This window comes from Microcoleus sp. B4-C1 (assembly GCF_036705285.1).
Classification (GTDB): domain Bacteria; phylum Cyanobacteriota; class Cyanobacteriia; order Cyanobacteriales; family Microcoleaceae; genus Microcoleus.
This window is the reverse complement of sequence record NZ_JAUBUC010000137.1, coordinates 1-13082: the sequence shown is the minus strand read 5'-3', so window position 1 is coordinate 13082 and position 13082 is coordinate 1. Positions and strand designations below refer to the sequence as shown.

At 43.9% G+C, this 13082-nt stretch carries 9 protein-coding genes; 7 read left to right on the top strand and 2 right to left on the bottom strand.

Going from position 1 to position 13082, the window contains the following annotated elements; genetic code table 11:
• The first annotated feature begins 148 nt into the window (after positions 1-148).
• The 3 genes from QUB26_RS29965 to QUB26_RS29955 are packed head-to-tail and all read left to right on the top strand — an operon-like array spanning position 149 to position 4987.
• Positions 149-1816 carry a GTPase gene (locus QUB26_RS29965; protein WP_333320943.1) on the top strand — a complete coding sequence of 556 codons (1668 nt, stop codon included), beginning with the start codon at positions 149-151 and terminating at the stop codon, positions 1814-1816.
• The gene (locus tag QUB26_RS29960; RefSeq protein WP_333245858.1) at positions 1806-2660 is read left to right on the top strand and encodes a hypothetical protein; all 855 of its coding nucleotides are present in this window, start codon (positions 1806-1808) and stop codon (positions 2658-2660) included. The genes QUB26_RS29965 and QUB26_RS29960 overlap by 11 nt, the downstream gene beginning before the upstream one ends.
• Before the next feature lie 11 nt (positions 2661-2671).
• Positions 2672-4987 (top strand): dynamin family protein, encoded by a 2316-nt coding sequence (locus tag QUB26_RS29955; RefSeq protein WP_333245861.1) that lies wholly within the window; start codon positions 2672-2674, stop codon positions 4985-4987.
• Between the two features lie 391 nt (positions 4988-5378).
• Here QUB26_RS29955 and QUB26_RS29950 read toward each other — a convergent pair whose 3' ends face one another.
• Positions 5379-6287: an Rpn family recombination-promoting nuclease/putative transposase gene (locus QUB26_RS29950; RefSeq protein ID WP_333320941.1), complete on the bottom strand. Its 909-nt coding sequence runs from the start codon at positions 6285-6287 to the stop codon at positions 5379-5381.
• 669 nt (positions 6288-6956) lie between these two features.
• Here QUB26_RS29950 and ccsB point away from each other — a divergent pair.
• The 3 genes from ccsB to tilS all read left to right on the top strand — a co-directional run bounded on the left by ccsB (position 6957) and on the right by tilS (position 9950).
• Complete coding sequence (gene ccsB, locus QUB26_RS29945) at positions 6957-8027, top strand: c-type cytochrome biogenesis protein CcsB (protein ID WP_333320939.1); 1071 nt, start codon at positions 6957-6959, stop codon at positions 8025-8027.
• 221 nt (positions 8028-8248) lie between these two features.
• Positions 8249-8674, top strand: a complete 426-nt coding sequence (locus tag QUB26_RS29940) for a KGK domain-containing protein (RefSeq protein WP_333320936.1) — start codon at positions 8249-8251, stop codon at positions 8672-8674.
• 127 nt (positions 8675-8801) lie between these two features.
• Positions 8802-9950 carry a tRNA lysidine(34) synthetase TilS gene (gene tilS, locus QUB26_RS29935; RefSeq protein WP_333320934.1) on the top strand — a complete coding sequence of 383 codons (1149 nt, stop codon included), beginning with the start codon at positions 8802-8804 and terminating at the stop codon, positions 9948-9950.
• Positions 9951-10221: 271 nt separating this feature from the next.
• Here tilS and hmpF read toward each other — a convergent pair whose 3' ends face one another.
• Positions 10222-11967 carry a pilus motility taxis protein HmpF gene (gene hmpF / locus QUB26_RS29930; RefSeq protein WP_333320932.1) on the bottom strand — a complete coding sequence of 582 codons (1746 nt, stop codon included), beginning with the start codon at positions 11965-11967 and terminating at the stop codon, positions 10222-10224.
• Positions 11968-12690: 723 nt separating this feature from the next.
• Here hmpF and QUB26_RS29925 point away from each other — a divergent pair.
• Positions 12691-12981, top strand: a complete 291-nt coding sequence (locus QUB26_RS29925) for a helix-turn-helix domain-containing protein (RefSeq protein WP_333056451.1) — start codon at positions 12691-12693, stop codon at positions 12979-12981.
• Positions 12982-13082 lie beyond the last annotated feature (101 nt).

Here is a 13082-nt window from a genome sequence, read left to right as displayed (position 1 = left end):
AAAAGTTTTTTTTAGTTATTTAGTAATGCACAAATTTAGGTGTTTGTCAAATTAATTTAGATGCGTTTACCCTGCATACAATAGTGCAGAAACCGATGCACATAAAGTAAAAAGCTTACTGCAAGAAGTTGTACAGCAGGTAAAAGATTTGGGTGGTTCTCCTGCACGTATGCTCTTTACTCTGAATCGGATTGACGTTTTTCGAGCCGACAAAAATTGGCCTGAAACAGAAAATCGCTTTGTTGAAAAAGCTATATGTGATATAAAAAACGAATTGAATGAACAATTACAAGAATATACAGAAGATATTGAGAAGTTACAAGTTGTCAAACTTAGTACATGGCCTGCGCTACTAGCCCTTCAGATCCAAAATAATGATGATATCTATAGTGCTGAAGCTTGTAAAAAGGCAGACAACAATTTTAACGGATTAATTAATGAAGACATATTAGAAGTCCTGCCACGTAACGTACAAAAATGGTCGAGACACGATCGAAACCGAGTTGCTGAAGCATTATGGCAAGAATCTTATGCAGAAGAGTTTCAGCAGCACTTAAAGGAACATATTAATCAACACTTTCCACAGTTAGTAATACCGCAAGCTATAGAACGTTTTAATGTAGCTGCGGGAAATGCTGTATCCGAGTGGGCAGTACAAACAACCACGGCCATTCTTAGCAGTTCAGAAGAACACTACCAACAGGAATGTGAAAAAATATCACACATCAGGTCATCACTAGACATTTTTCTTCAACTGAGCGATGCAAATTTGAGGAAGCCGTTTGAAAAGATAGATGCGAAATTTAAAGAAGTCATAGAAAAAAAGTCAGAAGACGACCTGGTGTTCTATTTACAAAAAACCCTGAAGGAACTTCAAGATGTTGAACCTTATAAGGAATTAGGAGAAAAATTATACCCCCTTTATGGATGGAGCCGAGAATTAAGTAGAGGAATAAATCAAGTTTTAGAATCAGTAGCAGAATCTTTGGAGAAGGGACAGATACTGGTAAAAAACCCAAATTTAAAAAAAGCAGATGATTCACAGGTACAACTTCTAGAAAGCAACCTCAAACGACTAATAAACTTAGGCTACACTGGGTCTGCTGCTAGAGATGGTGAAATAAGAGAAGCAAGAACAGATGAGGATAAAAAAAATCTCGAACTACTAAATCAAGCCTTAAACGACTTGTCTAAGCATTTGAATCTGGTAATGAAAGATATTTTAAAACAAATCTCTAATCAGGAAATAGAGAGGATGTACCAGGCCGTGGTCGAGCTTTTCAATTGTCATTTATCCCATTTAGAAAAAGGAGCAAATAAAGAAGCACCCCACATAATAATCAGGTTTCCTGATTCCCAACTGATACGAGTTAAAAAAGAACTTTCATTTATTAGTTTAAGTTTTGAATCTGGTGTTTCAATTACAGAAGGCAATTGGGAGGAAGAGAGTAGAAGTTTTTGGCACTGGTTATGGTTAGTTCCCAAATACGAAGCACGATGTAGCGATAATGCTACAATTCCTAGCACAGAGAATTTATTAAAAAACTGGGATAGTCAGGTAAAATTAGCTGAACCAGACCTAGTTAAACAAATTGCCAGTTGGTTGCTAGAACAAATTGATTGTTTAAAAAAAGAGGTACATAAAACTCAAAATGATATTCTCGATCGTTATCAAGCTAGACTAGATAAAGCTCACCAAGAAATAACTTTAGATTATGAAAAGCAAAAAAATGTTTGGCAACCTATGGAACGAAAAGCCCAAGAATTAGCAGAAGAATTTGGTTTATTAGGAAAACTCTTAAAAAATGAGGATTAAAATTCAAGTGGCAAATGAGCATCTAGAAACACTGTATAAAGACGTTTGGGAGCTGGTTTACCCCCAGGTAGCAAATGAAAACAAGGGAGTTTTGTACAAGGTAATACATATATTGCTTGAAGCAGAAAAATCAACAGCAGACGACATATGTACTGCTACTGGTATCAACAAGAATGCTTCACTAAATGACGATGAAAGGATTGCTGGCGATCAACTTTTAATGGAAAAACCAAATACGTTTGATCATTATTTTAAGCAAAATTGGTTGAACCAAAGAATGACTAAACTAAATCATCCTAACAATCCAGATATGCAAACAGTTGTTTGGCTTGTGTTTATAGGCAGCCTATTGGTTGGAGTCTTTGCCTGTATCCAATACAGAAATAACCGTAAGCAAAACCTAAGAGGTAATGCCAGAAATCGGCAACCTGATTCTTTGCCGTCACCACCTCCTGAACCAATTACTGCTGCTTTATGTCTTGTTGTTCCAGCATCTGTAATCATTGATTTAAGAGATAAGCGTCCCAATAGTTTTACAGATAACAGTCTAGAGTTCTCTGACCTCAAAACGCTTATAGATAACGCCTCGTATTTTCTATGCACAGATGTTGAAAACGCTGCTTCAAAAGAGCTAGTTTTAGAAATGGCAACAAATGAAGACATTCCAACTAATAGTAACCGAGAAGTTTATATTAGGATTGATATCAATCAGGGGCAAGAAATGATTGACAAAGAAAGCCCTTACATATTAAAAAGAAACCTACCCAACTATGGACAGCGTATTATTCAAAAATACGCTTGTCTTAGAAATTTATCTGGCTTAGAAAACTTTAACCGCATTTAAGGAACCCCAAAATGGATTGGAAAACAGCATCTTCTTACTATGAGGCTCGTCTTAGCGACGCTCTCAACGTGCAGCGACACGCGCTTAACTTGGCTATGTTACCCCAGGCTGAAGTTCCGGCTCGATTAAAAGAGGTACTTTTACAAGAAGCAGAACCTACTCGCCGCCAACTTGAAAGACTCAAAAAGCGCGAGTTTCGCATCGCTGTTGTCGGGCTAGAAAAAGCCGGAAAAAGCACATTCATTAATGCTTGGTTGCAATGTGATTTACTTCCAGCAAAGGGAGGCAGATGCACATTTACAACAACACAAATTTATTCAGTTGAAAACGAGTCTGAACAAAGGCTGGAAGTACAAGCGAGAACCGAAGAAGAGTTTATCAACTTACTCAAGGAACTGGAGAAAGTTGGGGCGAAAGAAGACCTAAATACTATACGAGCAAACGAAATAACTTTACAACAGGTAAGAAGAGAAGGTAATCTGACTTTTCCCTTTACTAGACTCGAAGATATTAGAGAACCACTCAAGAAGTATGTAGCAGATGAAAAGTATGCTCACGCTGTTTTAGAGGCGAGACTTTATACTAACAAGCTTGCTCAGGCTGAAGGAATTGTTTTTTATGATGTTCCCGGTTTAGATTCAGGTTTAGCAAAGCACGTTGACGAAGCACAAGCAATGCTCTCTGACTGTGATGCGGTGATATTGGTACAGCGGTTTACTAGCCTCCGAGAAAAGGAACTAGAAATAATCAAGTTTACCGAACTTGGCGATAAAAACGTCACCGTTGCTGATAAGCTTTTTGTATTTTTAAGTCGGATTGATTCATTAGGTAGTGCAGAGGCGCTTAAAACACATATAGAAGAAGCATCTCAAGACTGGTTAAAGCGTGCAAAGCTTCCACCTGAACGCATTGTATATGGTTCAGCCGGAGCCTATCTAATTTTGAATGGTTTAGCAGGAGAACCGACTAAGTTAGAGATTGGGGATGCAAGTAATATCGAAGCTCAGTTGAAGAGACTGACTGGAATTACCGATGAAGAAACTCTGAATAAAAATGGTACTGGAATTCCAGAAATTAAGGAAAAAATATTTAACTATATCAACACTGAGCGTGTCTCAATTTTAAAGAAAAGATGCGAAGCGTCTATCAATAAGATTTTCAGCAATTCTGAACAGATTTATATTACAGTCAGCAAAAAGTATCCAGAAAATCCTGAAGAAGCCAAGCTATTTGAAGAAAATAATCGGCGGGTTTTATTTACAGAATGGTGGAATCAAAAATGGGAAACAATCAAAGCTGATTTACAAAAATACTATGAATATTCTGTTGTAAACAAATCCTTAGATAGTTCTAATGCTAAGTCATTCACTCAAATAGAAAAATTTAGAGAACGATATTTACAAATCGTTGACAATGAAATGCAGAAACTTAGGGAGGAAACATTTAAAAAGAAAGATACTATCTTTCTTGCTAACTCCAATCCAGAGTTTGACCGCATGAAAGCCAATTTTGCTTGGCGTGATGATTTGTACGGTGATATTAGTAAGCTTCTCTCTGCAATTGCTCATCAACTTGCTTTAGAACTTAAGGATGAAGCATTAAAATTAGTTGAATATATGACAAGTTTATTATGGGAAAGTAATCAAGTAAAACCCAGGCTCATTGAAAATTCAGAGGAATATTTTTTAGCCAAACTAGAGAATAGCTTAAGCGTATTATTTTTACGCTTTGCGCGTCCAGTTGCTGAAGCGCTGATTCGCGGCCCAGTTAATAGTGATACTCGAAATAAAATAATCAAAACTTTAGGGGTAGATATTGAAATTATTGATAACTACTATAGTGGGGAAGAAGCTGCATTTAGGGTTCTCAAAAAATATGTAAAATATGGTTCAGATTTACTATTTAATCCGGAGATTCGGCAACAAGTATTAGGAGTTACAGGAATAGCAACACAAATTGCTGGGGTAGCAGCGCAAATAGTGGGAGATTTTTCTAATGACATAAAATCGCCACAAGAAGAAGCTGTAGTTTTTGAGGTAGGAAATGATATTAGTGCGTTTGAAGAATACTTAATTTATGCAATTTTCAGTGCGGCTGGTTTTGAGTCATACTGTATTCAAGAACTAAAGGGTTTAGTTGATAGTTTCCGAGACAAAGAAGGTACTTGGACTGGCGTTGCTCTCAATGAGTGGTTGCAGGGAAATCCACTTCTGTTTGCTGAAATACCTGATAACTTGAAGTCACAAGAATCGAATTTAGAAGTTAGCGAACGATTGAGGCAATTATCTATTGCTTTAAAAAGAAGTCGTTCGCCGGAGGTACTGTGAGGGACTGAAACTACAGGAAAATAGACCTTTTGCAAAAGTCCTTTTAATGCAATTAAAGGACGGGCTCTCCGGCCCATCCCACAAAAATCATCTTTTCTTGTGGAATGGGCCGGAGAGCCCGTCTTAGCTATTTATCTAAAATCGTGCAACACTCTTCGACCCCCCCTAGCCCCCCCTTGGAAAGGGGGGGGACAAGAATACTGTTGCATTCTTTTTTAAAATTGGTATAAATCGCCGGAATCATCCCCGATTGCACCCTTAACATCCTCTCAGCAACGGCGGATGCACCAAAAGAACCCTAAAACCCAGGAAGTAGAGGGGGAGTACGTTTGATGTGTTTGTGCGCGTAAATGGCGCGATCGCCCCCTCAAATGCAATTCCTAACCTCGTATCACTCTCCCTGTGGCAAATTCTCCAGCCAAACCTCTAAATCCTCGATCGACTGAAAATCTAACAATTCCTCTGCTAGAGTTTCAATTTGCTCGATCGACAAATCAGCAATTCTAGTCGTGATATATTCCGGTAATATTCCAACTCGCCGATTTAACAGACGGCGATTTAACTGACGTAAAATCAAAGCTCTTCCTTCTTGTTCGCGGCCTTGCACAATGCCTTGTACAATTCCTTGTTCAATGCCTTGTTCGATGCCTTCTTCCTTTGCTTCCCGATAAAACCGAGTTTCCTCAAGCGTAATCCCTAACATCGCCTCTGCCTCCCTTCGGTTCAAATTGGTAAACTTGTAAACCAGTATTGTCGTCAGCATATCTATTATGGCGCGACTCGCTGCCTCAGATTCCTCCCGCTGCGATCGCGCCAGCAACAATCGCGCCGCTTCGGGCGTACTCGCTTCGTCGATCGTCGTCAAAGCCATCAGCGCCACCCCCAGCGGCAACTGTTCAATCTCCCCCAACTCATCCAAATATACCCGATGCACCTGATTGCAGTTCAAGAGCGATCTATACGGATGCGTTTCTGATTGTTCAGTCGATCGACTCGGATAAATTACCACCGCTTCCCAATCTGTAAATCGCTGACGGTTGCGATAAAAATACAAAAACGACTCACCAAACAATCGCTCATACAACAATTCATCCCGCTGAAACTGCACCTCACAGAAATATACAACTCCAGGCTCAGCATCCGGCGGCAAAAACACCCCATCAATTTCAAACTTCGGTTCCTTCACAGCAACGGAGTCAAATCGATACTGTTCCGCATTCGATGGTGACTCTTCCAATAGCTCAAACAGCAGCGTCGGAGCTTCTTGAAATAACTTGTAAAATATTGAATCTCGACGCATTAACCAAACATCTCCTCTAACCTATGCAAATGCTCGAACCGTCAGTCGATTTTAGATTTTAGATTTTAGATTTTAGAATTGACTCGCCTTGATAAATCTGGGAGGTTGAGCTTTGGTCTAAAATTTGGGGAGTATCCACAACGATTGTCGGGGGCTTCCATTTTTTTGCTGGTTGCAAAAACAGCAAGTCGGTAATCTGCTCAATCAATTCTAAAGGATTCCAGATAGCCCCAGATCAAAAAACATCCTATATTTTCAGTCCTAGACGCACTCCCGACCAAGAAACCGGGTTTTTTACTTAATCTTCGAGTACGAACGAAGGATTTTTCTAAAAAAACCCGGTTTCTGGCCCCCCGTGCGTAAGTCCTAATTTTGTTAATGGGCGATCGAATTTCGCCCCTCAGCATTCCGTGTTTCCTTACTTGGAACTCGTCCAACCTCAAGCCCTCAGCCAGAATCAACAAGCGTGACTTGACGGGGTGACACTCGTCTGGTGGGTCAATAGTAGCTTGTTTGATGCGTCCGCGCGATCGCCCACTCGTACCTCAACAACCGCCAATCACTCATAATTGCCACAAAAATTCAAAATCCCAAACCCAAAACTGCCCAACCCCAGTACGATCGATCTAGTTAGCAAAAATAAGTAAAAACACTACCGGAGTAATTTTTATGGATCTGGTCGTACTCCAGAACTGGCTGGACAACATCTCCTTTGCCGTTTTGTTCTCCACAATGCTCATTTACTGGGTTGGCGCAGCATTCCCCGGCATTCCCTACCTGGGGGCCCTAGGAACCGCAGGAATGGCCGTCGCCAACCTATCCATCGCCGCTTTACTCGGTTCTCGATGGATAGAAGCAGGCTACTTCCCCTTAAGCAACCTCTACGAATCCCTATTTTTCCTAGTTTGGGGAATCACCGCCATCCACCTAGTCGCGGAAAACATGAGTCGTTCCCGCTTAGTAGGAGTAGCCACATCCCCCGTAGCAATGGCAATATCCGCCTTTGCAGCCCTGACTCTGCCCGCAACCATGCAATCTGCAGAGCCCCTAGTACCCGCCCTCAAATCAAACTGGCTGATGATGCACGTTAGCGTCATGATGCTCAGTTACTCAACTTTAATGGTAGGAGCGCTACTGGCGATCGCATTTTTGATCGTCACCCGCGGCCAAAAAATCGAACTTACCGGTAGTTCCTTCGGCACCAACAGCAACCGCAACGGCAACTACCGCCTCCAACGCCCTCAAAACCCCGAACCTCAAATTGCAGAAACCAGCGCCGACAGCGCCTTAGCTTTCAGCGAACCCTCTTTCAACTCCAACAATAACGGTTTGGGCACCACCGCAGTGCTCGAATTAGCCACCGTTCAAACCTCATCAACCGCCCCAACTCAAACCGCAGAACTTCTCTCGCCCCAGCGGTTGAATCTAGCAGAAACTCTTGATAACATTAGCTATCGCATCATCGGTTTAGGATTCCCCTTACTGACAGTTGGCATTATTGCCGGTGCGGTTTGGGCTAACGAAGCTTGGGGATCATACTGGAGTTGGGACCCGAAAGAAACTTGGGCGCTAATTACTTGGTTGGTATTTGCTGCCTACTTGCACGCCCGCATCACTCGCGGCTGGCAGGGAAGACGCCCAGCAATTTTAGCCGCCACAGGTTTTGTGGTAGTTTGGATTTGCTATCTAGGCGTTAATCTGTTAGGCAAAGGTTTACATTCCTACGGTTGGTTTTTCTAATTCCCGATCCACCAATGGGCCACAGAAGAACAGGATAAGTCAAAGAACCGGGATTAATCTCATCTCCGGTTGTAGGGTGGGCAATTCCCACCTTACTCAACCAGCGAGATTCTAATAATTAACTCCCTCTTCCTTCTTATAACTTCGGTCTTCCTCACCTCCGTTACATCCGTTACAAAATCCGTTGCCGAACTTCCTTCATTAAAATAAGGACAATTAATATGGACGAATCCCCAATATTTCCCCAAGAAGACGATGTTGTGTCTGCCCCTACCAGCGCTTTGATGTATCAATGTACATTCAAAGTCAGCGAATTTATGGCAATTATGCAGGCAAAATTGGTAGACGAAAAATTATTCTCAGACGGCCTGGATTGCGAGCTATTAAGTGCTGGCAAAGACTGGACTAAAGGAAAACTTAGAATGCGTCTGGAGTTCATTCCGCTGGAACCTGAAATCAAAGAGCAAAAAGCCCTTCCTGCCGCTGCCGAAAGATCAGACACCGTGCAAAACTACGCCGTAGCTAGCTCAAATCAAACCGATATAGATGAGCCATTAAATCAATGTGACTCAACAGAAATAAGTAATCATTTTCCTATTTCTAGGTATCCAGACCGCGACCCCCAAAGTATAGGAATGTGGAGCTAGGAAGGCAAAGACTGAGAGATTGGGAGAGGGGGATATTTCCCCTTCTTTGCTCAAAATCCATCGGTTAAATCCCGTACACTCCTCGTTGTCTAACTTCCTTATTTTTGCTTAATGAAAAACTGATCTCATGGCTGAATCTTCCAATTGGACGCACCTGCACGCTCAAGTTCACAGGACGCTGCTGTACCGACAAATATTGCCATCAAATCAGCGATTGCTAGTAGCAGTATCGGGCGGACAAGATTCTCTGTGTTTAATTAAATTACTGCTAGATTTGCAGCCAAAATGGGGGTGGAATCTAGCGATTGTTCACTGCGATCACCGTTGGCGTTCTGACTCGCAAGCGTCGGCTAATCATGTAGAACAATTAGCTAAAAACTGGGGAATATCCTACTATTTGGAAACAGCCTCGGACATCCCCAAAACAGAAGCAGCCGCCAGAAAGTGGCGATATCAAGCTTTAACCGAAATTGCGATCGCCCACAACTACCCCTACATTGTTACAGGCCACACCGCCAGCGATCGCGCCGAAACACTCCTCTACAACCTGATTCGTGGCAGTGGTGCCGACGGACTTTCCGCCCTCACCTGGACACGGCCCCTCGCCGATTTTGGATTGCCGATTTTAGATTTTAGATTGGGGAATTCCGGCGAAAATCCCAACTCGCAAATATCGGCCGATTTTAGATTGGAAAATCAGGATGAAAATTCCCAATCTACAATCCAAAATCTACAATCTAAAATCTATTTAGTTCGTCCCTTGCTCGAAATAACTCGATCGCAAACCGGTCAATTTTGTCAAGAGCAAAAACTACCCATTTGGGAAGATTACACAAATCAAGACTTGCAATATACTCGCAACCGGATTCGATCGGAATTATTGCCTTATTTGGAAACTCATTTCAATCCAAAAGCCCAACAAGCGCTAGCTCAAACAGCCGAACTCCTCCGCGCCGACGTAGAATATCTCGAACTTGCAGCCAGCAACTTGCTACAGCGAGCAATGTCTCCAATTGCAGACAGCCCACAGGTGAATTTTCAACTTCCCGTCAAGTTAAATCGCCCTATTTTGCGGGAAGCACCCCTGGCCTTGCAGCGACGGGCAATGCGGCAACTACTGCAACAAATATTGCCCTCGGCGCCCAGTTTTGAAAGCGTAGAAAAACTCACCAGCTTAATCGTAGCGCCCAACCGATCGCAAACCGATCCATTTCCTGGAGGAGCGATCGGTCGAGTCGAACACCCTTCGATAATTTTAGATAGTGAACAAACCTGACGGTCAATTGAGTACAGTTAGACCGCAGGCTTCTTTTTCCTTTTTTTCAAAGGCTTTTTATAGTGAGGTAGTTCCACCCCCACTTGCTAATATAGTATAGCGAGTATTTCCCGATCATCTTGGGGTATAAAAGAATAATTGTCGGTTTCCGTACCTACACCCGACGAGCCTTTCATCACGCGGGCTCCATTCCCAACGGGGTACGGGGCGCAGCGCTCTGATTAATCCCCTCTAAATATACCGAGGGACGGCGCCGGCTGTTAGTTAAATTTTAAGCTGTGATCAAACCCGAAAGGACTTGCCGCAACTCAGAAACTACCCGATCTTGCTCCTCTCCTGTCTGCTGCACGCGATCGAGTTCCCCCGCCACCGCTTCGAGCTTTTGGCGTAGCGCATTCAAATTGTCCTGCACCGGCTGCAACATTTCTTGATAAACATTCACCCTGCCCCAGAGTTGCGCCACTGCACCTTTCTGGTTGAACAAATTCTGCTCTAACTGCTTGAGTTCGTAGCGTTTCGCCTCACTTTCCCCCTGGAGGCGGTTGACATTTGCCTCAATTTGGGATACCGCTTCCCGCACCTGCTGAATTTCGTTTTCCAGTCTTTGCAATTCTTGGCTTTGCTGCTGCCGCTGAGTATTGAGCTGTGCGACAATCGGCCCCAAATCAATATCTCCTCGCTCTTGTTTTGGAGCATTAGCAGTACCCAGCCGTCGCCACAGCACCGCCTGATGCTGCTTTAAAACATCTTCCCGTTCCTGCAACCGGAGGCGCTGTCCCACCAGAGTTTCGTTTAACATCTGATAACTTTCGAGTTCATCTGCCATTTCATTTTCCAAAGCCATGCGATCGTACTCGGAAGCCGCTTGAATTTTCCCTTGCAGCTCCTCGATTGTCTCCCGCTGCAGAGTCAACTCCTCCTCTTGATCGTTAACAAACCGGAACACCTTTTCCAAATCCTGTTGCAGGTGTTGCACCAGCCCCTGTAACTCATCAACAGGCATCTTCTCCAGAGATGACACATCTACTTTCTGCGGAGTACCTGCAGTACCCGAAGCAGATGCGAGCCTGGAAACTTGCTGGTAAAGATCCTCAACAGCCCGCACCTGCAAAGACACCGACTGAGCCTGATCCTGCTTAGCGCTAAGGGTACTTTGCAGCCCTTTAAGATCCGCCCGAGCCCCGGCCAAAGCATCTTGAGATTGGTACCACTCTTGCCAGCGGTTTTGGAGGCTCTGCAAAAGTCGATCGACCTCTTCTTGTTGCTGTTGAGCTATGCTCTGTTTTTGCTCCAACTGCTGCCAGTGCTGATCCAGAATTGCCTGCTGAGCGCCCACCGCACCAAGAGACTGATTCATTTGTTCCCGCACCCCTTGGGCCGAAGCAATTGCCCCTCCCAGCTTCTGCATCAACTCCTGAATCCTCTGAGTCTGCTGCTCATCAACTACTGGCCCCTGCCGAACCTCAGACTGCTGCTGGGCCACCCGTTGCTGCTCGCCCCGCAACTGTTCCCAAGCCGTCTCAATTTCCACGCGACTGCGATCGACTTCTTCTCGCAGTCGGTTAGCTTCATCTCGAGTATTCTCAATTTCTGAGCGCTGAGCCTCCAGTCGCTCCAACTCCTCTTCCATTTGAGCCAACTGCTCTTCGCGGGCTTGCATTTCCATTTCCCGGCGATTGAGTTCCTGACTCGAAAACGTCAGAGAAGCCTTCCACTGTTCAATTTCCTCTTCCTTATCCTTAAACTTGTCCTGCAATCGCGAGAAATTTTGCAGAATGCTCACCAACTGGCGGGCCGCCTCCTGAATCCGCTGCACTTGCTTGCTAGCGCTCAACTCAACCAGCACCAGCGTGCCGTCGTTAAACTTATTAGCTTCCTCAACTGGGATCGCGTCATCACCTGGTACGGCGCTCCAGTTATGTTCGCCCCGCTGACAAGCTAGCAGTTTCAGTTCAGCCTTACCGCCACCGAGACCAAAGCCGCTTCTCTGTTTTTGTACTTCCGCTAGATACAGCACACTAATAGTCCTCTGCTTCGTAAAACCTATCCCAACTTACTTTAAGTTACTTAAAGGCCTAAAAGATAAGTGGTGTTTACTTCCTACGCTGTTGGGTAGACGGCTAATTCCAACATAAGTAGGCTATCCCCCTTAAGCCAAAGGTTCTTGACTAAAGATAACACTGCCTGTGATTTTTAGTCAACTTACCTAAAGTAAACAAGTGTAGGCAAGTAAGGATCACTTTTTGCCAATTAAGTCTTACTTCTTGGTATTGTTTGCCCAATCGGGGGATAGCATTTTTTCTAACTTTTCTTCAGCACTAACGCATAGCACGTTCTCACGGGAGAACTTCCAGAAAGTACGGGCGTCACCAGTTGTCTGGAGGAATGAGACAGCAGTACCAATGCCACTTGATTAAAGACTAGCTCTCACTGCGAAGACTGCCATAGGCTAAAGCTGAAAAAGGTCAGTCCGTCAAAAACTTTCTATTGATTGTACCAGGCTTTAGTTGCGGCTCGATCGTCAGAAAAGCCATCGCTACCCCCAAGCGGACGCCATCCTTCGGCGGACTAGGGATTTGAACCGTGCTGCCTTAGAATAGGGTAATGACGCGAGCCGATGACGCTCGCGGGGGGCGAGCAAAAAGGTCGATCGGCACTGAGGGTGAGAAACTGTAACCAAAATCCTACTCACATCTACTCATTCCTTCTGAAATGAGTAGGGATTGAAGCAGTATATAGCGTGATTCAAAGCGATAGAGAGGTAAAAATGCTGTTAGGCTTCAAAACCGAATTGAAACTGAATAATCAACTTACTCGCACATTGTTAGCCCAGCATTGTGGAGTAGCGCGTCATGCGTTGAATTGGGGATTGTGGTTGACCCCAAATATACTTCACCACAATAAAACCAACGAGAGTGAAAAGCTCAAACTTCCCACAGCTACTGACTTGCACAAACTCTTAGTAGCTATAGTGAAATCAAAAAATCCTTGGTACTATAGCAATCCTCGCATCATTTGTAAAAATATGTAGGGGTAGTGCTACCCCTACTCCCCCTGCCTACCCCAGCCTGCATCGGGGCAACCACGGGGGGTTTGCCCCTACAAGAATTACACGAATCATTTAGGATTGCT